The organism is Pseudomonadota bacterium (genome assembly GCA_039024915.1).
Taxonomy (GTDB): Bacteria; Pseudomonadota; Alphaproteobacteria; order Rhizobiales; family MH13; genus MH13.
On record JBCCPK010000008.1, the window covers coordinates 1 to 22,777 of the forward strand.

Annotated in this window: 20 protein-coding genes and 1 tRNA gene; 7 read left to right on the forward strand and 14 right to left on the reverse strand. The window is 57.9% G+C overall.

What is annotated here, in order from left to right; genetic code table 11:
- From AAF739_15530 to AAF739_15585, 12 genes are all read right to left on the reverse strand, one after another.
- Nucleotides 1-2,195, reverse strand: a 2,195-nt coding sequence (locus tag AAF739_15530; GenBank protein MEM6384083.1) for a calcium-binding protein, incomplete at its 3' end; no start/stop codon positions are given.
- Between the two features lie 425 nt (nucleotides 2,196-2,620).
- Nucleotides 2,621-3,589 (reverse strand): helix-turn-helix domain-containing protein, encoded by a 969-nt coding sequence (locus tag AAF739_15535; GenBank protein MEM6384084.1) that lies wholly within the window; start codon nucleotides 3,587-3,589, stop codon nucleotides 2,621-2,623.
- A 736-nt stretch (nucleotides 3,590-4,325) separates the two neighbouring features.
- Nucleotides 4,326-5,291, reverse strand: a complete 966-nt coding sequence (gene denD / locus AAF739_15540) for a D-erythronate dehydrogenase (GenBank protein MEM6384085.1) — start codon at nucleotides 5,289-5,291, stop codon at nucleotides 4,326-4,328.
- A gap of 5 nt (nucleotides 5,292-5,296) precedes the next feature.
- Nucleotides 5,297-6,076, reverse strand: coding sequence for a TIM barrel protein (locus AAF739_15545; GenBank protein ID MEM6384086.1), 780 nt, complete (start codon nucleotides 6,074-6,076; stop codon nucleotides 5,297-5,299).
- A complete protein-coding gene (locus AAF739_15550) occupies nucleotides 6,073-6,720 on the reverse strand; it encodes an aldolase (GenBank protein MEM6384087.1) in 648 nt (215 codons plus the stop codon). The genes AAF739_15545 and AAF739_15550 overlap by 4 nt, the downstream gene beginning before the upstream one ends.
- Nucleotides 6,717-7,955, reverse strand: coding sequence for a 3-oxo-tetronate kinase (otnK, locus tag AAF739_15555; protein MEM6384088.1), 1,239 nt, complete (start codon nucleotides 7,953-7,955; stop codon nucleotides 6,717-6,719). The genes AAF739_15550 and otnK overlap by 4 nt, the downstream gene beginning before the upstream one ends.
- Nucleotides 7,952-8,872 (reverse strand): L-threonate dehydrogenase, encoded by a 921-nt coding sequence (gene ltnD / locus AAF739_15560; protein MEM6384089.1) that lies wholly within the window; start codon nucleotides 8,870-8,872, stop codon nucleotides 7,952-7,954. The genes otnK and ltnD overlap by 4 nt, the downstream gene beginning before the upstream one ends.
- Before the next feature lie 2 nt (nucleotides 8,873-8,874).
- Nucleotides 8,875-9,843 carry an SMP-30/gluconolactonase/LRE family protein gene (locus AAF739_15565; protein ID MEM6384090.1) on the reverse strand — a complete coding sequence of 323 codons (969 nt, stop codon included), beginning with the start codon at nucleotides 9,841-9,843 and terminating at the stop codon, nucleotides 8,875-8,877.
- Nucleotides 9,840-10,808 (reverse strand): ABC transporter permease, encoded by a 969-nt coding sequence (locus AAF739_15570; GenBank protein ID MEM6384091.1) that lies wholly within the window; start codon nucleotides 10,806-10,808, stop codon nucleotides 9,840-9,842. The genes AAF739_15565 and AAF739_15570 overlap by 4 nt, the downstream gene beginning before the upstream one ends.
- Complete coding sequence (locus AAF739_15575) at nucleotides 10,805-11,770, reverse strand: ABC transporter permease (protein ID MEM6384092.1); 966 nt, start codon at nucleotides 11,768-11,770, stop codon at nucleotides 10,805-10,807. The genes AAF739_15570 and AAF739_15575 overlap by 4 nt, the downstream gene beginning before the upstream one ends.
- Nucleotides 11,763-13,274, reverse strand: coding sequence for a sugar ABC transporter ATP-binding protein (locus AAF739_15580; protein MEM6384093.1), 1,512 nt, complete (start codon nucleotides 13,272-13,274; stop codon nucleotides 11,763-11,765). Before AAF739_15580 ends, AAF739_15575 begins: the two co-directional genes overlap by 8 nt.
- A gap of 106 nt (nucleotides 13,275-13,380) precedes the next feature.
- Nucleotides 13,381-14,460 (reverse strand): sugar ABC transporter substrate-binding protein, encoded by a 1,080-nt coding sequence (locus AAF739_15585; GenBank protein ID MEM6384094.1) that lies wholly within the window; start codon nucleotides 14,458-14,460, stop codon nucleotides 13,381-13,383.
- 189 nt (nucleotides 14,461-14,649) lie between these two features.
- On the opposite strand from AAF739_15585, the gene AAF739_15590 reads away from it, so the two are divergent.
- Nucleotides 14,650-15,630 (forward strand): LacI family DNA-binding transcriptional regulator, encoded by a 981-nt coding sequence (locus tag AAF739_15590; GenBank protein MEM6384095.1) that lies wholly within the window; start codon nucleotides 14,650-14,652, stop codon nucleotides 15,628-15,630.
- A gap of 361 nt (nucleotides 15,631-15,991) precedes the next feature.
- Here the strand turns inward: AAF739_15590 and AAF739_15595 are convergent.
- Nucleotides 15,992-16,067, reverse strand: a tRNA-Ala gene (locus tag AAF739_15595).
- 212 nt (nucleotides 16,068-16,279) lie between these two features.
- Nucleotides 16,280-16,714: a TIGR02300 family protein gene (locus AAF739_15600; protein MEM6384096.1), complete on the reverse strand. Its 435-nt coding sequence runs from the start codon at nucleotides 16,712-16,714 to the stop codon at nucleotides 16,280-16,282.
- A gap of 179 nt (nucleotides 16,715-16,893) precedes the next feature.
- Here AAF739_15600 and aroA point away from each other — a divergent pair, with 179 nt between their 5' ends.
- The 6 genes from aroA (at nucleotide 16,894) to AAF739_15630 (ending at nucleotide 22,754) form a co-directional block, all read left to right on the forward strand.
- The gene (gene aroA, locus AAF739_15605; protein ID MEM6384097.1) at nucleotides 16,894-18,261 is read left to right on the forward strand and encodes a 3-phosphoshikimate 1-carboxyvinyltransferase; all 1,368 of its coding nucleotides are present in this window, start codon (nucleotides 16,894-16,896) and stop codon (nucleotides 18,259-18,261) included.
- Nucleotides 18,254-18,907, forward strand: coding sequence for a (d)CMP kinase (cmk, locus tag AAF739_15610; GenBank protein ID MEM6384098.1), 654 nt, complete (start codon nucleotides 18,254-18,256; stop codon nucleotides 18,905-18,907). Before aroA ends, cmk begins: the two co-directional genes overlap by 8 nt.
- A gap of 202 nt (nucleotides 18,908-19,109) precedes the next feature.
- Nucleotides 19,110-20,822: a 30S ribosomal protein S1 gene (gene rpsA, locus AAF739_15615; GenBank protein ID MEM6384099.1), complete on the forward strand. Its 1,713-nt coding sequence runs from the start codon at nucleotides 19,110-19,112 to the stop codon at nucleotides 20,820-20,822.
- Between the two features lie 145 nt (nucleotides 20,823-20,967).
- Nucleotides 20,968-21,939 (forward strand): signal peptide peptidase SppA, encoded by a 972-nt coding sequence (sppA, locus tag AAF739_15620; protein MEM6384100.1) that lies wholly within the window; start codon nucleotides 20,968-20,970, stop codon nucleotides 21,937-21,939.
- Between the two features lie 158 nt (nucleotides 21,940-22,097).
- The gene (locus tag AAF739_15625) at nucleotides 22,098-22,391 is read left to right on the forward strand and encodes an integration host factor subunit beta (protein ID MEM6384101.1); all 294 of its coding nucleotides are present in this window, start codon (nucleotides 22,098-22,100) and stop codon (nucleotides 22,389-22,391) included.
- Nucleotides 22,392-22,754: a lipopolysaccharide assembly protein LapA domain-containing protein gene (locus tag AAF739_15630; GenBank protein MEM6384102.1), complete on the forward strand. Its 363-nt coding sequence runs from the start codon at nucleotides 22,392-22,394 to the stop codon at nucleotides 22,752-22,754.
- Nucleotides 22,755-22,777 lie beyond the last annotated feature (23 nt).

The window sequence follows — 22,777 nt, forward strand, 5'->3', positions numbered from 1 at the left end:
AAGGTGTCGTCGCCAGACCCACCCTGGAGAAAGTCCTGACCGCCCTGGCCGTTCAGCGTATCGTTGTCCGCCCCGCCGAACAGCTGGTCGTTGTCACTGCCGCCATTGATGGTGTCGTTCCCGGCGTTGCCGTTCAGGACGTCAGTACCGAAGCCACCATTGACAAGGTCGACGCCGCCGCCGCCGCTGAGGATGTCGTTCCCCATGGCGCCGCTGAGCGTATCATCGCCGCCATCGCCATTGAGGGTATCGTTGCCATCCTGACCCACCAGACGGTCGTTGCTCGCGCCGCCCGACAGAACGTTGGCGTTCGCATCACCGATGATGATGTCTTCGGCAGACGACCCCGTTACGTTCTGGATGTTGCGCAGCGTATCGCTGCCTTGGCCGATCGCGTTGATAAGATTGCCTGATGTCCCGGTACCCGGGATTCCATCGAGTAGCACGATGACCCCCAGCGCATTGGACGCAAACGAAGCGGTGTTGGTGCCAAAGCCTCCATCGATGAAATCGTTGCCAAGGCCGCCATCGAGGATGTCATTGCCGCCGGATGTGGAAGACACACCGGTAAACGTCGCTCCTGCGACAACGTCGCCATGGATAAAGTCGTTGCCATCTCCGGCATTGATTATGTCGTTACCGAAGACTACGGCGGAAGGCGTCGCGAAGCTGATGCCACCGCCGCTGACGTCGCCAAAGATGAGGTTGCCCGTATCGCCCAGGATGTTGATCCTGTCATCGCCGAACGTCATCGTGTAAGAGTTGGACGAACTCGAAGAGACCGTACCTGCATCGGCGAGGATTTGCCCGATCGTTGGCAGGCTACCACGCGTATCCAAATTGATGACATCGTTGCCAAAGGTAGCGTTGGCCGAACTCACGGACGCGAAATCACCGAAGATGAATGGGCCACTCGACGCGTCGGGGCGGTTAAACGTGACGTTTATCGTGTCGTTGCCGCCGCGGAGCACGGCGTCCGGCCCAGTAGTTCCGTTCGCGTCGCCGTAGATCACATTGTATCGGGTGTTCAGGAGCGTGACCGTGTCATTGCCGCCTGTAAACGTGTTGTTCAGGCCTGTTGAGAAGGTGTCGACATCGAGAAAGATTCCTGTGACGGAGCCAGTGACCATAACGCCCGGAAGGGCCTGGTTTGGTTGGAAGGTCGATTCAACAATGATCGTGTCGTCACCACCAACGATGTTGCGGTTGCCCGCGTCGTTGAAGTCCGCGTAAATGTTTTGCGCTGAGGTATTGCGCAGGGTGACGGCATCATTGCCACCACGCACCGCGGCCGCGCTACTGAATTGATCGAGCGAGACCTGGTCGGCATCGCCAAAAATGTCACCCACCGTTGTGAAGGCGCGTCCGAAGATGTTCGTTTCGATCTGGAGGATATCGTTACCGCCGACAAGCGCGCCGGCCGTGTCGTCCATATCGAGATAGATTGCGGCGGCGCTTCGCAAGTTCGTCAACGTAACCGTATCAACGCCGCCGGTTACGTTACCCAACCCGCTACTGTCGTCAGCGTCGCCATAGATCTCCGCCTGCTGGCGCTGTGCCGTGACACCTAGGTCGGTCGTAATGATTGTGTCGTTGCCGCCAACGAGGGAATCATCCAGGCTAAAGAAGGTGTCGCCGTAGATGACGCCGAGCACGTCTGTGAAGGTATCGTTGCCGCCGTTCAGGGTGCTGTTGTTGGCAAGAACAACATAGTCGCCAATGTACGTGCCGTTCGTGTCAGAGACGGTAAAGCTTCGACCCTGAAAACTGTCGTTGCCCCCAACCGTGGGGGCATTGCCGGCAGTTGCTGTGATCCCATCGCCGGCCATTCTGATCGTGGGGTTGTCGGCTGGCGCCAGGATCGTGGTGTCGCCCGCAAGCACGGTCGTCCAGAACTTCTCAGCGCTGGTGCCAACACTGCTGGCATCGATGAAGTCGGGGAGCGGATTGATGAGGCCCGTGATGTCAAGCAGGGTCGCAAAACTGGTGTCGCGAACGGTGAAACCATTCACCGTCCCGGACGGTGCGCCGGTGAAATCTCCAAGGAAACCGATAGCCGTGATCTGGTTGGTCGCGGGAGCCGGGGTCGTCCAGGTGTAGGTGAAGGGTGTGAAGGTGCCAGTCGCGAAAGCAACATTGCTCGCGACAAGGATATCAAAGGAGCCTTGGAGGCCGGTTGCGTCTACGGTTGCCATGGTGGAGCCCCATCGTGAGAATTCTTGTCAATGGTTTGCCCTCAAGACATGAGGGGCGGACATCTGCTTTCGCCGAGCCGGTTCCAATTGGTCTTTCCTGTCAACACGCCCGTCGCGCATGGAGGCGCGGTCAATCGGTGGGTGGGTTCAGCCCGGGGGTGTTGTGACGAACCCAACTCGGCTGACCTGTTGCCCTGCCCAGCGCCCAGGTTCCCCAGGCTGACGCAGCGGGTCGAAAGAGACGTGGAGACGGCTCCGTAGCTAAGCAAATGTTGCGCGCGTAAACCTAACGCACGGAGCAAGCTATCGAAATCCGATAAGAATCTCTTCGACTATGTGATTTGTCTCATCCACGCGGGGCCCGAGCGAGCTCCAATGCTCGTGCAGTCTTCTTGTGTCGGCTTGAAACCCGAAAGGGTGTGCGCTCAGGAACTACGCGTGTTGAACCAGTCACGAACAAAGCGGGCCTTTTCTGATAAACAGGCGTGAGCAAGTGCCCTTCGCCCGTTCGAGACCTCTGAGGGAGAAATGCCGAAGCGCTCGCGGAACAGTCGGCTGAAATTGGCTGCATCATGGAAGTGCCACCGCCGAGCCACCGCTGCGACCCGGCCACGCTCGCCGCTTGGTATGGACAGCTCAAAAAAACAGCGCTCAAGTCGGGCGTTACGAACATAGCGCGCCACGCCCCGGCTTTCTTCAAAATGCCGATAAATCGTCGGACGGGACACATTGAAGGTCATTGCCAGCGTCTCGGCCCCCAGATCAGGACGATGGAGATTGACCGCGATATGATCTTTCAGGAGCACCCGCATGGGCAACTGAGCTGCGAGCTCATGGTCGTTTTTTCCACTTTGCCCCAGCATCAACTTGCGTACGAGATCAACGAACACCGCGGCGAGTAGTTCCTCGTCGGCAGCCGAGCCATTTTGTTTAGCCGCCCAGAGCTCATCCTGAGCGGACGCCAGCAACCGTCCTTGCGGGCTATCCAGGTCAAGGGTCACAAAGCTTGGGTGTTTGCTTGGATCAAACCCAATTAACTCATGTGGGATGCAAACGCCGCGGCTTTGACATCGCGTTTTCTCAGAAACTAAACGCTTCGAATAGTCCACAAGTTGCAGTTTTGAAGGCCGAACGTCAAAACCGACGCCGTCAACTTCGCTTCTGCCACTGCCGGAAAATATGCGTCCAAAAAGAAGGTAGTCGTGGCGTACAGATTTCTGGATCTTTGGGTCGTGAACAACCCGTTCATGCGGCGTGACGACCTTGCTGATAAAAAGACCACCAGCGTTCTCGACTTCGATATCGACACGTGCATTTTTCGATTGATCATGGCGATAGACTTCGAACATCGGTGATGCCAAGTCGCGCCATCTCTCCAGATCCAACTGCATCATCGAAAGTCCATGCCAGAACCGTTGCGTAGCTTACTGGAATTGACCGCATGCATCGCTCATAAATGCACGATCTCACGATGATTGCATCATCGGGCATGCTCACGTCGCTTCTGTGACATCGATCACAAAAAGCTTTCACGATTTCATAAGACGCGGTGATATCTGTTCAGCAGCCGCGCCTGTGTGGTTCGGTTCAATTGCGAATGGATGGCCGACCTCTGCTTTATCGAGACGATGGCTTCGTGCGTTAGGCTTGAAGCGGCTCCACAAAGCGGCTGTCTTTCGGGATATTCGCTTCACCGACGGGAAGTGGACACCTAACGGCAAAGCATGACATGGACCCGCATGGTCGGCGAAGTCAGCAGAGTGCGCCTTCTCTGCCGGGCGCGCCCGCCGGGTCACGAGTGGTCGGGGTTCGACGTCAAAGTCCCGATCGATTGGGTTCCCTCCAATCTGGGTTGCGTCCGCCCCCTATTCTCTTTGCCCGACAGTTAAGACCGGTCAGCCATGTGGAAGACAAGTCACTAAACTGCATGGGGAAATGCCTTTGCCTGCGGCCGAAGTGATGGGCTTGCCCACCCAGGCCAATCCGAGCTGAGCCGTTCACCAAAAACCTGCAAGACTGCGGAGAGAAGCAAGTTTATCGGCAGAAACGATGGCACTCCTAGGGACCTACAAGTGCCGACACCCCACTTGCAGCCACAGGTGGGTCGCCTCACATTCCTGCAGGTGGCTGCTATCCGTGCGCAAGCCGGTGCTGTTGGTGCTCCCGAATAATCGCATCGATATCTTGATCAACCACAAAACCCAGGCGCTTGACGCGCACGGTATCCAGGTGTTGCGGCCAGGTGCGTACAATTGCATCGATAGCCGGGTCGCTGCTGAACGAAATAAAGCTCGTGTCAATGCCCGCGCGTTCGGCGGCAGAAATCATCTCTGCGACCTCTACCGACAGCCCCGGAAGATTGATCATGCGCGGAAAGTCCAGCGCACCAGACGCCAAGTCAGCCGCATGGATCAAATTGGCGCAAACAGTCTGAGGAGATGAGACCCACATCGCTAAATCGGTGGAGACCGGACAAACGGCTGCCCTTCCGGCGAGCGGCTCCCTTATGATCGAACTGGCAAAAGATGATGCAGCTGCGTTTGGCTTTCCTGGTCGCACCATCACTGTTGGAACGCGGACACTTACGCCGTCGATAAAGCCTCTACGGCTCATGTCATTGATCAGTAGTTCCGACATGGCCTTTTGCGCACCATAGGACGAGTTGGGCAAAGTGGCCGTCTCATCTCCGATGATGTCTGGCGCATGCCCAAAGACAGCGATTGAACTGGGATAGACCAAGCGGGGAACTTGCCCGCCCCTGTGCAGGTTCTCCAGAAGCGCTCTCGTGGCATCAATGTTGACACGCATGCCCAGTTCGAAGTCCGCCTCCGCCTGCCCGCTGACCACCGCGGCCAAGTGAAATACATGAGTGGCTTCAGCAAGCACCGCCTCAGCGATGAAATTGGGACTGGAAAGGTCTCCGATGAGAACCTTTGCCCCACTTGGTGCAAACTTCGGCGCAACAACGTCAATCAGCTTGAACCCGGTGATCGGCTGTTGAGCGCCGTCCGTGTCTCCAATCGTGCCTCGATCAGCGAGCGCCTTGATGATCTTTTGGCCAAGGAAACCAGCCGCGCCAGTGACAACAACGTGCATAGAGCTCAATCCCCGTTGGAGAGATGCTTCATCGACATCCAGCCAAGGGAGTCGGACGTCGGGCCTTTCGGCTTGTACTCAGCGCCGATGGGCCGTTTCCACCCAAGGTCGATCAGCTTTTTGAACACATCCCGGTAGTCAAGCTCGCCTTCATCGGCAGGCCCACGATCAGGCACCGACGCGAATTGTACATGGCCTATGATCGGCATGAGTTGTTCCAAGCGACTGATCACTCCACCTTCGGTTCGGGCCACATGGTAGCAATCGTACATGAGCTTGAGTCGATCAGACCCAACAGCGTTTATGACGGCCTGCGCCTGTTGCGTCGTTCTTAGGAAGTAGCCAGGCGCGTCCACCGGGTTCAGCGGCTCAATCAATATGGTGAGGCCGTGGGCTTCGGCTCGCTGGCAGGCATATTTGAGGTTTGCCTCGAAGGTTGCTTCCGCTTGTGAGCCGTCGGCGACGCCAGCCATAACGTGGACCGAGCCGGCGCCAACAGCCACCGCATAATCAACAGCTTGGTCAATCGCTGCCTTCGCTTCGGACTCACGACCTGGAATGGCTGCCAAGCCGTTCTCACCACTAGCGGTGTCTCCCCGTATCGTGTTCAGCCCCAACATGGGAAGGCCGGTCTCGTCGAGTGCCGCGCGAACATCGGCGGCGGGGAAAGTGTAGGGCCAGTGACACTCGACGGCATCGAAGCCGGCGTCTGCTGCGGCCCTGATGGCATCAGGCAAGCTGAGGTCTGACCACAGGAAACCTAAGTTAGCCGAGAACGAGATCATTCGTCCCACTGGATATCGAACTTGGTCACGACAGCCTTCACTTGATGCGGCGACAAACCGATAGGACCCAGGCCCCTGGTTAACAGAGCAAGGCGAGCGGTGGCTTCGAGTTCCTCGATCGCATTGCAAGCGGCTTCAACGCTTTTCCCGGCAACGACAGGGCCGTGGCTGGCCAACATGACGGCGCTTCGCTTTCCGGCAAGGCCGCGGACCGCATCGCCCATGGCAGGATCGCCAGGAACAAAGAAGGGAAGCAGTTTGACCTTGCCCAGCAGCATGACCGCATAGGGCGTGAACGTCGGCAGGAAATTGTCCTGATCAATGCCCGGCAGAATGGAAAGCGCCACCGAGTGGGCCGAGTGCAAATGGACAACGGCTCCGGCAGCGCTGCGGGTTTCGTAGAAAGCCGAATGGAGCGGCATCTCCTTGGTCGGCTTATCGCCGCTGATATGCTGTCCGCGCGCGTCGAACCGGCTCAGCTTTTCGGGGTCCAGACGACCAAAGCTCGTGCCAGTTGGCGAAACCAGAAGCCCGCCATCTTCAGTGCGAGCCGAGATATTGCCAGTGCTGCCATGGGTTAAGCCGCGATCAAAAAGAGATTTGGCCAGCGAGCACATTTGCTCGCGCAGCTTCAATTCGCTCACGCGCTGGACTCCAGAACCGCTGCTGCCTTTTTGAAGAAGTCCTCCGCGCCAAAATTGCCGGATTTAAGCGCGACATTCAAAGACGCCGATGCTCGCAAGGCAGGTACGCCGGGATCAATCTCTGGCCCGATGTTGAGGGTAGAAAGCCCCAGAGCTTCAACAACCGCGCCGGATGTCTCGCCGCCGGCAGTAATGACCCGCTCAAACCCCGCTGTCAGAGCTGCCCGGGCAATGTCCGCAAAAAACGACTCCAGTCGCTGCGATGTCAGCTCTTTACCGAATCTTGCTTGCGCTTCAGCGACCTTGGCGGGGTCAGCGGAGCTATAGATCAGCGGTATGCCGGGCTGCTGCAATGCCCAATCTGTCAACGACTTCGCCTCGATCGCTCCATTAATCACGGCCTCAACATCAAGCTCGTGGGTCGGGTGTTCCTGGGAGTGCAGGGCCACCTGCGCGCGTGTTGCGTTGGAGCATGAACCCGACAACGCGATCACCGGCCCCTTCTGACCCCGCCAGTCAAACTCACCGGGCATGTGACCGAAGTTTGCCGGCAAGCCAATAGCAATGCCTGAACCACCTGTTATGAGAGGCAAATCCTTCGCCGCCTGACCAATGACAGTCAGATCGCGGTCATTGATGGCATCGACCACGATAAGCCGGTGGCCCATTTGATCTTGTCCGGCCAGCGCTGCCTTAATCGCGTCCGCGCCTTTCGTCACCGTTTGCGCGTTAACGTGGCCGACCGTTCCCTTGGTCTGGAGCGCCAGCCAACGCCTTATGTCCGGGTCGGTCATTGGTGTCAGCGGATGCTTCTCCATCCCGGACTCGTTCAGTAGTCGGTCACCCACGTAAAGGTGCCCTTGGTAGATCGAGCGCCCGGTGCCGGGAAACGCTGGGCATACGATAACATGCCTCGCACCTAGCTTATCAGCGAGAGCCTCTGCGACGGGCCCGATATTGCCCTCGGGCGTCGAATCGAAAGTTGAGCAATATTTGAACAGAAACTGAGTGCAGCCCTGATCCCTCAGCCAAGCCAGGGCATCGATGGATTGCCGGATTGCATCAGCAACTGGGATCGATCTCGATTTAAGCGCAACAACACCTGCATCGACGTCTGCCTGTGCAGGTCCGGAGGGGATGCCAACATATTGGACGGTGCGCATACCGCCTTTCGCAAGCGTGTTTGCAAGGTCACTGGAGCCTGTGAAGTCATCCCCGATGCAGCCCAGCTTCATGCCGCCTCGCCTGGCAACTGAATGCCGATTTTGCGCGCATAGACTTTGGCAACCGCCGCGTCGTCCTCCGACCCCAACCCCATGTCGACTGCTTTCTCATATTGAGCCAAAGCCGCCGCAGTGATGGGCGCATCAAAGCCCGTCGACTTGGCTATCTCCAACACGATGCCAAGGTCCTTCGGCCAGATGGTGACTGAGCTTCTGGGCTCATAGTCCCCTTCCACTACGTGGGGTGCGCGGTTCTCCAGCATCCAACTGGTGCCGGCGCACTGCGAAATCACTTTGAGGAACTGATCGGGCGCGACGCCTTGCGTCATTCCAAAGGTGAGGGCTTCCGCCATGGCCGCAATATGCACACCTGCGAGGAGTTGATTGACTGCCTTCATCGCCGATCCGGGGCCAGCCGCATCGCCGAGCTTGAATACACTTTCTGCGGTAGCGTCGAGGACCGGCCGCGCGGTTTCAAAGGCCTGCGCGCTGCCGGATGCCATGATGCTCAACGAGCCCATCGCGGCCTTCTGTGCCCCCCCGGAAATCGGTGCATCCAAATAGTGGATACCCTGCTCGCAGCACGCAGCTTCCATCTCTCGTGCGAATTCTGGCGGAACGGTTGCGCAGGCGACAACAACGGATCCCGGACGTAGCTTCTCGATCAGTGCGCCAGATCCGGTCAGAAGCTCACGTGTCTGAACAGCATTCATCACCACGATGACAGCAACGTTGATCTCAGGGGCAATCTTCGCGAGGTGATCGGTTTTCCCGCCACGACTGACGAATTGTGCGGTGCGCTCTGTGTTGAGGTCGATCCCGTAGGTAGTCAGACCTGCCCTGATACATGACTCAGCCATTCCGAGCCCCATGCTGCCCAGCCCGATGACGGCGCATGTTGGTCCAGAAGAGTTATTCGAATGCGTCATTCTCAACCTCCGGCTCCCACGGTCTTCTCTTTCATGAGGTGAGCGGCGTCTCTGCGAGACGAGAACACACGATAGACCTTGTCTGACGAGGTTATGAAGAGGGTCTTACCGTCTTCACCACCGAAACAGATGTTGGATGTCTGCGAAGGCAGACCGATCTTGCCGATCCTCTCACCTTCGGGTGTCAGACAGTGAATCCCATCGAGAGCCGAGGTCCAAACGAAGCCTTCGTGGTCCACTCGAAAGCCGTCGGGAACGCCCGGCTCTATGACGGCGAAGACACGGCCATTGGACAGCGTGTCACCCTCGACGTCGAACACGCGAATATGGTGTGGGAGATCATAGTCGATGCCCGGAAAGCTCGCCCCGCGAATGGCGCCGGAATCAGCGATATAGAGCTGTCGCTCGTCCGGAGAGAACGCCAAACCGTTAGGTTTATCGAAATCGGTGGCGACAGCTTTGATCGAGCCGTCCTTGCCGACACAGAAAACATAGCATCCGCCGATTTCGCTCTCGGCGCGATAGCCCTCAATGTCTGAGTTGATTCCATACGGTGGGTCGGTGAACCAGATGGTTCCGTCTGAGCGCACAACAACATCATTCGGTGAGTTGAGCCGCTTGCCTTGGTAAGATGATGCGACGATCTGCAGAGCATCAAAGTTGAAAGGGTTTAAACGGCGAACAACGCGACGGCCGCCATGCTCGCAAGAGACCATGTGCCCACTCTCGTCGAGTGTATTGCCGTTGGCGAAATCGCTGTTTGAGAGGGCGACGGTAACGCCGTCACCCTCAGTCCAGCAGAGCATGCGCTTGTTTGGAATATCGTTGAAGAACAATCGCCCATCCAGCCAGACAGGCCCCTCAGTCCAGACACAGCCTTCGGCTATCACCTCCGGGGGTTGAGACGTTTCAACGAAGGACCCAAAGAGCGGATCTTCAACGAGATAGTGAGGCTGCGCTGGCTCAGTCATGCTGCACCGCTCCTCTTTCTCAAAGACTGGAAGAGAAGCATTGCAAGGATGATGGCGCCGAAAATGATGTTCCGCCAAGACTCGTCGATTTGCATGATCGAGAGGATTGAGGTGAGCAGTGTGATAAAGATTGCGCCGCCTACAGTTCCCGAAAGGCCGCCCCGCCCCCCAAGGATCGAGGTTCCGCCGATCACCACTGCTGCAATGGTTGGCAGCAAGAACGGGTCGCCCATCGACTGGTAAGCCTGATTGGCGTAGCCCGCGAGAAGAACGCCGCCCAAAGCAGAGCACGCTCCAGCGATGGCGAAGGCAGCACAAATGACGCCCGGTGTCCCGACGCCCGAAAGGAAGGTGGCCTTTTCATTGTATCCGGCAGCCCGCAGGTAACGATCGAAGCCTGTGCGGGTCATCACGAGCGCCAGCACCCCAACGACTGCCATCCATGTGAGGAAGCTCGCCGGTACGCCGAGCAGGTCGCCGGTGGCGAGATAGACCATCACATCGCTCGCCTCGCCGCGTGGGTTGAACCCGCCTGTGTTCAAAACGGCAACACCGAGGAGCATGGAGTTGACCGCAAGCGTCCAGACCATGGACGGTATGCGTAAAAAGGCCACCCCCAGGCCATTAATGACGCCAACGAAAGCGCCGAATAGAACAGCTGCTGGAATAGCGATAGCGGCAAGGGTGGGGTCACCGGTCCCAACGAGCGCCGTTGAGAGGATAGCGCCGCCACCGAGAACCCAAGGCACCGATAGGTCTATGTGCCCAAGCAGGATGACTATGGTTGCGCCGGTCGCAAGAATGCCAAGAAAAGCTGCGATCTGGAGTTGCTGCAGAAGGTAGTTGGCCCCGAGGATTTGAGGGAAGGCCATTCCTGCAGCCACAACAAGGGCTGCGGCTCCCACGAATGGCATGAGCGTATCAAGGCTCGGCCAACCGGCACGAATGGAGGCTGCGGCACTCATCGCGCGAACACCTCCAGCTTGTCTCGGACGCGCAAGACGTCAGCGCCGCCAATGGCGATGGCAGCAGCGAGAATTAGCCCCTCGAACAGCGGCTGGGCAAGGGAAGGAATGCCCGAGAAGAACATCAACGAGGCGATGGTCTTCAAGATGAACGCTCCAGCGAAGGCACCAACAAGGGAACCGACACCTCCGCGGAGCAACACGCCGCCGAGAACGGCAGCTGCAATCGAGTTCAAGGTGAAGCTCGCCGCGATCCCGGCATCCCCGGTGGTCGTTACGAAGCCGTAGTAGAGCCCGGCAAGCCCGGCGAAGACGCCGGCTAGCGTGTAGGACAAGATTTTGATGAGGTTCACGTTGAGCCCCGACTGGAACGCGGCCTGTTCAGACGAACCGACGGCGTAAATGCCAAGCCCAAGACCAGTGCGCCTCAAGGGCATCCAAAAGCAAATCACAAGAACAATGGTGATGATGATCGCGGTTGGGATGCCAAACACATCGAGCGTCATCGCATCTGCAAGGTCATAATTGATTTGGCCGCCAGGTGTTGGACGCAGCAACAATGCTAACCCAACGAAAACAGAGGCACTCGCCAGCGTCACGACGATCGCCTGGAGCCGACCAAAGACGATCAGAAGACCGTTGATCAGTCCGCAGGCCGCCCCAATGAGGACAACAGCGCCTATGCCAAGGGCGATGGAGGCAGCTGAACCATCCAACAAGTGAGACGCAAGGGTGTTGGCCAGCGCCATGACCGCACCAACAGATAGATCGATACCGCGCACAACAACCGCGAAGAATTGCGCAGCGGCTGCCAATGCTAGGATCAGGCACTGATTGGCCCAGATCGTCAGGACATATGTATTGGGACCGCTAGGATGGGTCGCCAGATAGTAGGTGATCAAAGCGATCAGGACAGCGCCAGCAACCACCTCCCGCCTGTTGGCCCGCATATACTCAAGCATGGCCGACCTCCGGCGCGCTCAAGTTCATCGACGCCGCAATGATGTTCTGCGCGGTGATGTCTTCGCCTTCCAACTCAGCGACAACTTTGCCGCCGTAAATGATGTGTGCGCTGTCGCACAAGTGGATGAGTTCTTCGTAGTCGGTTGTCAGTAAGAGGACTGCGGTACCCTGATCGGCAAGCTGTCGAAGCATCTGATAAATCTGGGTTTTGGTCTTGACGTCGATCCCTCGGGTCGGGTCCGCAAGGAGAAGGACTTTCGGCTTCAGAGCGAGCCACTTCGCGAGCACCACCTTTTGCTGGTTACCACCTGAGAGCGAAGCAACGGGCTGCTCCAGGCCTCCATGCTTAAGTTCCAGCCTCTGCAGCCAAGGTTGGAAGCGGTCGCCATCTGCACTGTCGGCGGCGGCTTGCCCGATCGACGGAAGCTCCAGGTTTTCAGCAATGCTTTGTTGCTGGATGAGCCCTTCGGTTTTTCGGTCTTCGGGGATGTACGCAATGCCAATGTCCGAGCTTTTGGCCGTGCCCGGGTCTGGCAGTTTCACTGGCTTACCTTCAATGCGCAGGTCGCCTTCGACGCCACGCATGAGACCGAACAGCGCGCGTAACAAGGTCGATTGACCCTGACCATCGAGCCCACCAAGGCCGACGATGTCGCCGCGTCGCAGCTTTACGCTGACGCCCGACAAAGCGCCCTCGACACCCAAATTGTTGGCCTCAAGCACAATCTCGCCACCGTTGGAGGCCGCGCTGCGCTTCTCCGGGAACAGGTGATCAATAGGCTTGCCAACCATCTTGTCGATGATCTCAGAATAGGTGTGAGCACCGTTTGCAAAGGTGTCGACAAGACGGCCATTGCGGAAAACAGAGATCTTGTCAGCAAGTGCTTCGATTTCGTGAAAACGGTGGGAGATAAAAAGCACGCCAACGCCCAAATCGCGCTCAGCTCGAACCAGTTCGAAAACCTTCCCGACCACGGTTGTGTTGAGGGCCGAGGTGGACTCGTCGAGTATCAGGAGTCGCGGTTTTTTCAGCAGACCCTTGACGATTTCGATGACCTGCTGATCGGCCAGCGAAAGGTCACCGACGCGAGCACCAAAGGAGATGTGTTCACAACCAACGCGCTTAAAGAGCTCAGCCGCGCGTGACATAATTGATCTGTCTAGACGCCACAGCCCACTTCCCGGCGCTCCCAGAAGCAGATTTGCTTGGACGTTGAGATCGGGCACCAAAGACAGTTCTTGAAAGACGCAAACAATTCCAGCGTTCGCGGCCTCAGCAGGCGAGCTGAAGCGCACATGTTCGCCGTCAACAAGAACCTCGCCTTCGCTGGGCGGTATCACGCCTGCCATCAGTTTCATGAGCGTCGATTTGCCCGCGCCATTTTCACCGAGCACGGCATGCACCTCAGAAGCGAGACAGGCGAAATCGACGTCGGCAAGAGCTATCGTTGCCCCGTAACGCTTCGTGACGCTTTTCATCTCTAAGATTGCGGCTTGGTCCATTAGATGACCATCTCTTGAGCCGGGCACCAAGCACAGCCGTTCATCGGTTTGTTTTGGACTAGGCACTCGCGCGCCGAGCCCTTTTTTTGGGGAAGGCGAAGCTCGCTCAGGTGTCGTCCGGGTTTTGCCCAAGCAGTTCTTCTGGGGTGAACGGCTCGAAGCAAGCTTCAAAGCCAGTGCCGGTATTGAACGAGGCGGGGAGGTCCGGGAAATAGTTCACGCCAGCTTCAAGCTCATCCGACATAACCGACGGGATGGGCAGGAAAACAGTCTGCGGAAGTTCATTGCCCTCAAGCAGCGCAACTGCCGCTTCCAACGCAATCGCTGACATTGCCGGCGCCTGACTTGCCGATACGCCGGGAATGTCATGCTCAGACATCAACATACGCACGCCGTTCTCGCCATCGACGCCCATAGGCACGATGGGATGGCCCGCGGCGAGCATCGCGTTGATCGAGCCGGCAGATCCGTGCTGGGAAACGACAGCGTCGAATTCGCCATGTGTGGCCAACGCGTCGGCCACAACTGTTTGGCTGGTGCCGGTGTCCCAATTTCCGACAACTTCGATGATCTCAAGACCGTCGACATCTTCAAGGACACTCATCATTCCCAGGCGGCGGTCGCGGTCCGTCGCGTTGCCCGGGAGACCATTGACCATCAATATTCTATCGGCTTCGCCATCGAGCAGGTCCACAACGGTTTGCGCTTTCAAGGCGCCGAGCGCGAGCTGACTTTCATTGATCTGCACGACGGCATCGGTGTCGAGAACATTGTCGAACGGCACGAGAATGGTACCGGCGCGATTGGCACGGCGAATGACAGGCTCAAACGCGGTCGGGTTTACGGCGATGAAGATGATCGCGTCGTAACCAGCTGCAATGAAGTTATCGATAGCGGCGATTTGGGCTGCACTATCGTTACCAACAGAAACCACCGTGAAGTCTTCAATGTGCTCAGCATTTTCAGGTCGTGCAGCCCAGGCTTTAGCAGATTGAATGGCCTGGATGCGCCAGTCATTGCCGGCGAAGCCATTTACAAAGGCAATCTGATAGGGGCCCTGTTTGGCATCGTAGGATATTGTTGTTGAACCCGGCGCCGGACCGAAGCACTCAGGTCGATAGGTGTCAGCAGATGCCTGGCTTAACGAGGCCAAAGCAATACCTGCTGCGAACAGATAAGCTCTCATTGTATCCTCCCACTCGGCGCTTCGCGTTCGGCGCCGCGTATTTTGTGTTTCTATATGTTTACGTAAACATATAGCACGACAGTAAGATGTTTGCGTAAACATATGTCAAGACCGAATTCACCGGTCAGCTGAAATTGAGCTTGAAGCATGTCGCGACGGCCCGTAAAAGATCAGAAAAATCAGCCTACTATGCACGATGTGGCAAGGCAGGCCGGAGTCAGCCAGATGACTGTTTCCCGCGTGATGCGGGGCCGTGGATACATCTCCGATACGATCCGCGCGCGTGTTACAGAGGCCGCCGACCAGATCGGTTACGTTCATAATCGACTTGCTGGCGCGGGACCTGGTTATGACAATCCGCTCGTCGGCGTGATCCTCCCGACCTTGCAGAACCGGGTGTTCACCGAAGTTATGTCGGGCATCAACGACACTCTTGAGTCACTCGAGATGCGGCCCGTGTTCGGCGTCACTGAGTATTTGCCCGAAGCCGAAGAAAAAATTGCCATTGATCTCCTGAAATGGCGACCAAAGGGTCTTATTCTGACCGGCCTTGAACATGCTGACCGGTTCCGGAGCATGATTGAAAAAACCGGCGTCCGGACCGTTGAGATCATGGATATCGACGGTGAGCCGATCGACGCGTGCGTCGGTATTTCTCACATGGCTGCGGGACGCGCGATGGCCCAGCACTTTCTCGAGCGCGGTCACCTTAAGGTAGCCTATGTTGCAAGTGCCGACGGTCGCGATCTACGAGCTGCTAAACGCTTCGAAGCTTTTGCTGAAACGCTCACACAGGGAGGCGGATCGCTGATTGAGCAGAGGATCACACAGGGCGCGTCTTCCATGCCGATCGGCCAGCAAGTCACATCGGAGTTGTTGCGGAAGCACAAAGGCCTTCAGGCGGTGTACTTTTCAAACGATGACCTGGCCGGCGGCGGACTGCTCCACTGTATGGCTAGCGCGATTCATGTGCCCGGCGATGTAGCACTTGCCGGCTTCAACGGTCTCAACTTCTTGGATGCATTTCCAAAGCGCCTCACCACGACGCGAACGCCACGTTACCAGATCGGTCAGGAGGCAGCGAAGATTATTGCTTCTCCTGGGGGGCCTAACAAACATGGCAAGCGTGTCGATCTGGAAGCTGAGTTGTTCGTAGGCGATACAACCTGAGCTAGCGGTCTGACCAAAAAGTCTCAGTGATGCTGATCAAGAATGGGAGCGGGTAGATTATGTCCTCGAACGAAGGCTCCGCACGCGCTTATGCCAGCTCGTGGGATAAGACCAGCCGCTCACTCAGGCCAGGCTGGTCGTTGGACCGAGCCTGACACCGATAAGAGCGTGTCACGTTGGGGATCACGCCATGGCTCGATAGATCGATAGCCAAAAACGTTGATCCAGGCAGTCGCTATTGGTTGTCCATGCGCAAAGGGGTCGGAGAACAAGTCGCTGTCTGCCGGCGGTACAAATGGCCGTGTGAGGGAAAACGAGTGTTAAACAGTTGAATGAAAACAGCGTATTGAGCGAAGGTAAATGGTGGAGCCAAGGGGAATCGAACCCCTGACCTCTTCGCTGCCAGCGAAGCGCTCTCCCAGCTGAGCTATGGCCCCATATTTCACAACGGCTCACTGTGTGCAGATACCCGCACATTAGGGTTTGCGGTGTTTAGATCACCACCAAGTGACGGTCAACTGCCGTTAGCCAGGCGATACCTCGGGCGGTGAGCATAAAGACCCACCACCGCGTATGGCCCTTAATGGGAAGGCCTGGTCTGAAGTATGTTCAAAATGTTAGTCAGCGCGCATAGGCGCTGACCGGCCTGCTAACTGTCGTCATCTTCCCGATTTGAGACGACACTCACTCCGGGATCGTCTTCTTCGTCATCCTCAAGGAAGGTGTCGTCATCATCGTCACCAACTTCATCGTCGATGTCGGTGGTATCGATATCGGGAATCACGTCATCATTATCGTCATCATCATCGTCGTCATCCTTGGAAGCCCCATCATCGGCTTCTTCCAAGGATACCACTTCCACCCCTTCGGCGTTTTCTCCGTTTTCCTCGGCTTCCTCTTCTTTATCGGAGGCTTTTTTGGGGGCCTCCTCCGCCGGTTTGCTCTTCTTGCTTGGCAACTCGAAGGCACTCAGCGGATAACTTATGCCCGTGTACGGAGATACGATCGGATCGCGCCCCAAATCGTAAAACTTTTTGCCTGTTTCCGGGCAGATGCGCTTGGTGCCGAGCTCTTGTTTGGCCACGCGAACCTCTCAACAATGTCTGGACAAGGGTTGGGCGCCTGGGCGCCTGTCAAATCGGTGCCGGTCATAGGCATGGTTAAGCGGTGAAGTCAAAGGCCAATTGCATCCACCCTCGTGCCTTGTCATAAGGCAGCCCGCCGAAGGCTCTATCCCGTTCGATGTGGTTCCGCTCAAACAAAATGACCATCGCTGATCAAGCCATGCCTTCACCTATGCCCATGCGCAGTACACAAGCCACCAAGCTCGTTGGGACCGTTCGCGTACCCGGCGATAAGTCGATGTCACACAGGGCCCTGATACTGGGCACTCTCGCAGAGGGTACGACAGCCATCCATGGTCTGCTCGAAGGTGAGGACGTGCTTGCGACAGCCGAAGCGATGCGCCAGTTCGGAGCGACCATCACGCGCACCGACCAAGGCGTTTGGCAGATAGAGGGCATGGGTGTCGGTTGCCTTTTGGAACCAGAGGGCGTGATTGACTGCGGTAACGCGGGGACTGGCGTCAGGCTGATCATGGGGATGGCGGCCGCCTACCCGTTTGCATCAACGTTCACAGGCGATGCCTCACTGCGACGCCGCCCCATGAGGCGTGTTCTGGAGCCTTTGGAGCTGATGGGCGCCCAGGTTCTGGCTCGCGAGGGAGGTCTGCTGCCCCTTACGCTCCGTGGGAACGCGCCGCCACTGCCGATTGAATACACGGTACCGGTGCCATCAGCCCAGGTTAAATCGGCCATCCTTCTGGCCGCCCTTTCGACCGAGGGGACGACGACGGTTATCGAGCCAACGCCGACGCGCGACCATTCGGAGCGCATGATCAAGGGTTTTGGTGGGTCGATCAGCGCGCAGATAGACGAAAACGGCGCGCGTATCATCACAGTACAGGGCGGCAAGCCTCTCGCTGCTCAAGAGGTCACCATTCCAGCCGACCCGTCCTCGGCGGCGTTTCCCCTTGTCGCGGCTCTGGTCGTGCCGGACAGCGAGGTTACCGTCCAGGACGTCATGCTCAACCCGACCCGTACCGGATTGCTAACGACGCTGCAGGAGATGGGCGCCAACCTGACGATTGAGAACAGGCGCGCCGATGGCGGCGAAGAATTGGCAGACATAACGGCTCGCTTTTCAAAACTAAAAGGTGTCACGGTACCAGCGGACCGAGCACCGTCCATGATCGACGAGTACCCTATTCTTGCGATTGCCGCGGCTTTCGCTGAGGGCGAAACCCATATGCCCGGCCTGCACGAATTGAGGGTCAAGGAATCGGACAGACTGTCGGCGGTTGTTGCGGGCCTCGACGTGAACGGAGTTGACACTGAAAGCGGCGAAGACTGGATGACCGTCACAGGTAAATCAGGCGCGGTGCCCGGCGGCGGATTGGTCCTCACACACCTCGACCACCGCATCGCCATGGCATTTCTTGTGATGGGACTGGCCTCAGAGCAACCCGTGTCGGTTGATGATGGAGACGTGATCGCAACCAGCTTCCCAGCCTTTCAAGGCCTGATGAAAGGTCTGGGTGCCTCGATCTCCAGCACGAGCAATGATGGCTGAGCCATTTATCATTGCCGTCGATGGACCAGCGGCTTCCGGTAAGGGAACGCTCGCCAAGCAACTCGCCAGGCATTTCGGACTTCGACATCTGGACACCGGACTGCTGTACCGAGCCGTAGGAGCACACATGCTCGAAAACGGCGACGATCTCGGCGATGCTGAGACAAGTGAAATGGTTGCCCGGTCGTTGGACCTTTCGACGCTCGACCCGGACTACCTTGCCGAGCACAAAAACGGGGAAGCAGCGTCTCGCGTGGCAGCCCATACACCGGTTAGAGCGGCCCTGCTGCACGCTCAGCGCGACTTTGCCAGCCAAGCCCCCGGCGCGGTCCTCGATGGGCGCGACATCGGAACGGTTGTTTGTCCAGACGCCGCAGCCAAGTTGTTTGTGACCGCAGACCTCGAAGCGCGTGCAGACCGGCGGTATCGGCAAGCGCTGGAAAAGGACCCAGGTGCATCGCTTGCAGCAATCAAGGACGATCTGGCGCGCCGTGATGCGCGTGACTCCGGTCGCAAAGACGCGCCTCTCAGGAAGGCTGATGACGCGCTGTTGCTCGATACGACAAAAATGCGTATAGACGCGGCGTTCGAAGCTGCAAGGGTTTTCGTGATATCCAAGTGGACACCGGAAACCCCTAAGCCGTGAATGTTAGCTGGCCTAAGCGCCCCGCCATTGTGCACTGCTGCGCCCCACGCGACACCGGTTTTAAACCTGTACCGTCGTGTGCATCTGTGCCCGCCGCTCGTTAAGCGGCCTGGCTGACGCCCAAGGCCTCATGACCACACCAACCAAAACCTGTCCGCCAAACTTGGCATGACAGGCGGGCGCCGCGGAAAGAAAGACTTTTATGGCTACCACAGACACGAGCGCAGATGCGTTCGATATGGAAGATTTTGCATCGCTGCTTGAAGAGAGCTTCGGCGGCAATGATCTGCTTGAAGGCACGGTTGTTAAAGGTACCGTGATCGGCATCGAGAAAGACCTTGCGGTTATCGATGTGGGTCTGAAAACGGAAGGCCGCGTGCCGCTGAAGGAATTTGGCGCATCTGCCCGCGACGGCGGAATGGCGATCGGCGACGAGGTCGAGGTTTATCTCGAGCGCGTTGAAAATGCGATGGGCGAAGCGGTCCTGTCACGTGACAAAGCCCGGCGCGAGGAAAGCTGGGAGAAACTCGAGGTTGCGTTCGGCGCCAACGAGAAGGTCACCGGTCAGATCTTCAACCAGGTCAAGGGCGGCTATACCGTCGATCTCGACGGCGCCGTTGCCTTCCTGCCTCGCTCACAGGTCGATATCCGACCGGTACGCGATATCCAGCCGCTGATGAACACGCCGCAGCCTTTCCAGATTTTGAAGATGGACAAACGCCGCGGTAACATCGTGGTGTCGCGACGGGTGGTGCTGGAAGAGAGCCGTGCCGAGCAGCGCCAGGAGTTGGTGCAGAATCTCGCTGAGGGCCAGATCATTGATGGCATCGTCAAGAACATCACCGAGTACGGCGCATTCGTCGATCTAGGCGGCATTGATGGCCTGCTGCACGTCACTGATATTGCATGGCGCCGGGTGAACCACCCCTCCGAGGTCCTGTCGATCGGGCAGACCGTTAAGGTGCAGATCATCCGCATCAATCACGAAACGCACCGGATCTCGCTGGGCATGAAGCAGCTTGAAGCTGACCCATGGGACGGTATCGAAATGAAGTACCCGGCAGGTGCCAAGATGACCGGCCGCGTCACCAACGTTACCGACTACGGCGCGTTCGTCGAACTGGAGCCGGGCATCGAGGGGCTCATCCACGTTTCCGAAATGAGCTGGACCAAGAAGAACGTTCACCCGTCCAAGCTGATTTCGACCAGCCAGGAAGTCGAAGTGATGATCCTCGAAGTGGATCCCAACAAACGGCGTATTTCGCTCGGCCTCAAGCAAACCCTGTCGAATCCGTGGGATTCCTTCGCTGAACAGTTCCCGGTCGGATCGATCGTTGAGGGCGAAGTTAAGAACAAGACGGAATTCGGTCTGTTCATCGGGCTCGAAGGCGACATTGACGGCATGGTCCACCTGTCGGACCTCGACTGGAACCGCAAAGGTGAAGACGTCATCGAAGAGTATGAGCGGGGTCAGATGATCCGGGCTCAGGTGCTTGATGTCGACACCGACAAGGAGCGCATTTCGCTGGGTATCAAACAACTGGGCGATGATCCGTTCGATGCGGCTTCCGACACGGTGCGCCGCGGCGCAGTGGTCACCTGTGAAGTGACTGCGGTTCAAGACAATGGCGTTGAGATCAAGATCGTTGATACCGATCTGACCTCTTTCGTCCGTCGTTCGGACCTCGCCCGCGACCGCGACGATCAGCGGCCAGACCGGTTCTCCGTTGGCGACCGTTTCGACGCTCGGGTAACCCAGTTCGACCGCAAGACGCACAAGGTTTCGGTCTCCGTCAAAGCGCTGGAAATCGCCGAAGAGAAGGAAGCCGTTGCGCAGTACGGTTCGTCCGATTCTGGCGCCTCGCTCGGCGACATTCTCGGTGCCGCGCTCAAGGGCGGCGACGAAAAAGAGTAACCGCTTCCTTACTGAACTCGATAAACGCCGGGCTGCGTCGTCAGTCCGGCGTTTTGTTTTGAGCCGGCTATGATCTTGTTGCGGTCACGATGCGGTGCTAGCCAGCGCACATCTTGCCGCCAAGCACCGACCGGAGCCCCTCGCCATGCCGCTCGACACTCTCACTCCCGATACCTTGGTTGAACGACGCCGGTTGCGCCGTTCGCGCAGCGGCTGGCGGATCTTTGCCGTTTTTTTGGCCGTTGTGCTGGTGTTCGGCCTTGTCGCGCAGTTCACACCGTTGGGCGAACGGCTCCAGGGACGCGATACGCATGTCGCCCGCGTACAGCTTGATGGGTTTATCGATTTAGACGACCCGTTTCTCGAACTTCTTGAGACGCTTGCCGAAGACGAGCAGGTGGAAGCCGTGATTATGACGATCAATTCTCCTGGGGGCTTGGCGGTCGCCGGGGAGGCAATTTTCGAGCACATCCGCGAACTGGGCGAGGAGAAACCGGTCGTGAGTGTGATCGAAGGCGTCGGAACGTCGGCCGCCTATCTCGCCTCAATTGCCGGTGAGCACATCATTGCCCGGAATGGATCGATTGTCGGCTCCATCGGTGTGGTCGCCCAGGTCCCCAACGCGAGCGAGTTGCTCGACACAATCGGCGTTTCAGTGACCGACGTCCGCTCGGGCGAATTGAAGGCGCAGCCGTCCGCCTTCACCGAACCCAGCGAGGAAGCGTTAGCAGCTCTCGAACAGCTTGTGCAGGACAACTTCACCTGGTTCGTTGCGCAGGTAGCGGAGCGGCGCAGCCTTGATCGGGCCGTTGTGCGCGGTTTTGAAGGCGGTGTGTTTACCGGCTCGCGTGGCGTTGAGCTGGGCCTCATCGATGAACTTGGTGGTGAGGATCAGGCAATCGCTTACCTTGCGGAAGCCCATCAGATCGATGAAGACGTTGAAGTCCTGGACCGCGCGCCTCGTCGACCCGTCAATCTACCGGTGGCCCGCGCCCTTGCGTCCATCGGGCTGTCGGAGGACAGGCGGTCAATGGAGATACGTGGCGAAGGACTTCGTGAAGCTCTTCGAGACGCAATGTTGCTTGACGGCATCCTGTCGCTTTGGCACGGTCATTGAGTAAAAAATCCCGCAAACGCAGGGACTAGGGGGGTTCGAGTGAACGTTCCGTCGGAACATTCACCAAGCGGGCCACGAGCCGGGGCTGGTTATCAGCCGTGGACAAAGTCCTCCCGGTCCGGCTGACGCGGTCGGCGAACGTATAACTGGGGGCGCCCGTGATCAAATCCGAACTTATTCAGCGCATTACCGAGCGTAATCCGCACCTGTTTCAGCGTGACGTGGAGAATGTCGTTGCAGCCATTCTCGATACCATTTCCGACGCGCTCGCGCGCGGCGATCGTGTCGAGTTGAGAGGCTTTGGAGCCTTCTCGGTCAAGCACCGGCCCGCCCGTACCGGGCGTAACCCGCGCACCGGCGAGCAGGTCGATGTGGACGCCAAGACCGTACCATTCTTCAAGACAGGCAAGGAGATGCGCGAGCGGCTTAATCCAGGTGATGGAGGCGCCTAAATGCTTGGGAAGATCGCGAAACGCCTATGGACGCTGCTGATTATCCTACCGCTGGCCATTGTCCTCATCGCGTTGGCGGTAGCCAACAGGCAAATGGTGCAACTGTCGGCCGATCCGATGTCGCAAGACGCACCCTTCATGGCCATGCAAGTTCCCCTTTTCGTCGCCCTGTTTGCGGCTCTGCTGGTTGGCATCGTCGTTGGCGGCTGTGCGGTATGGCTGTCTCAAGGGCATTATCGCAAAGAAGCGCGGGCGAAGCGTGCTGAGGCTGACAAGCTTGCCCGCGAACGCGATGTGCACAAAGAGCAGTTGTCCAAGCTCTCTGGGGTCCGCGCGCTGCCAAGCCCGGCTTCATCGCGATAACGCTGGCCTGCCAAGTGATATGA

Coding starts and splice junctions, on each gene's coding strand:
- AAF739_15535 (MEM6384084.1), bottom strand. CDS start 3,589: ATGATGCAGTTGGATCTGGAGAGATGGCGCGACTTGGCATCACCGATG.
- denD (MEM6384085.1), bottom strand. CDS start 5,291: ATGCACGTTGTTGTCACTGGCGCGGCTGGTTTCCTTGGCCAAAAGATC.
- AAF739_15545 (MEM6384086.1), bottom strand. CDS start 6,076: ATGATCTCGTTCTCGGCTAACTTAGGTTTCCTGTGGTCAGACCTCAGC.
- otnK (MEM6384088.1), bottom strand. CDS start 7,955: ATGAAGCTGGGCTGCATCGGGGATGACTTCACAGGCTCCAGTGACCTT.
- ltnD (MEM6384089.1), bottom strand. CDS start 8,872: ATGACGCATTCGAATAACTCTTCTGGACCAACATGCGCCGTCATCGGG.
- AAF739_15565 (MEM6384090.1), bottom strand. CDS start 9,843: ATGACTGAGCCAGCGCAGCCTCACTATCTCGTTGAAGATCCGCTCTTT.
- AAF739_15570 (MEM6384091.1), bottom strand. CDS start 10,808: ATGAGTGCCGCAGCCTCCATTCGTGCCGGTTGGCCGAGCCTTGATACG.
- AAF739_15575 (MEM6384092.1), bottom strand. CDS start 11,770: ATGCTTGAGTATATGCGGGCCAACAGGCGGGAGGTGGTTGCTGGCGCT.
- AAF739_15580 (MEM6384093.1), bottom strand. CDS start 13,274: ATGGACCAAGCCGCAATCTTAGAGATGAAAAGCGTCACGAAGCGTTAC.
- AAF739_15585 (MEM6384094.1), bottom strand. CDS start 14,460: ATGAGAGCTTATCTGTTCGCAGCAGGTATTGCTTTGGCCTCGTTAAGC.
- AAF739_15590 (MEM6384095.1), top strand. CDS start 14,650: ATGCACGATGTGGCAAGGCAGGCCGGAGTCAGCCAGATGACTGTTTCC.
- aroA (MEM6384097.1), top strand. CDS start 16,894: ATGACCATCGCTGATCAAGCCATGCCTTCACCTATGCCCATGCGCAGT.
- cmk (MEM6384098.1), top strand. CDS start 18,254: ATGGCTGAGCCATTTATCATTGCCGTCGATGGACCAGCGGCTTCCGGT.
- rpsA (MEM6384099.1), top strand. CDS start 19,110: ATGGCTACCACAGACACGAGCGCAGATGCGTTCGATATGGAAGATTTT.
- sppA (MEM6384100.1), top strand. CDS start 20,968: ATGCCGCTCGACACTCTCACTCCCGATACCTTGGTTGAACGACGCCGG.
- AAF739_15630 (MEM6384102.1), top strand. CDS start 22,392: ATGCTTGGGAAGATCGCGAAACGCCTATGGACGCTGCTGATTATCCTA.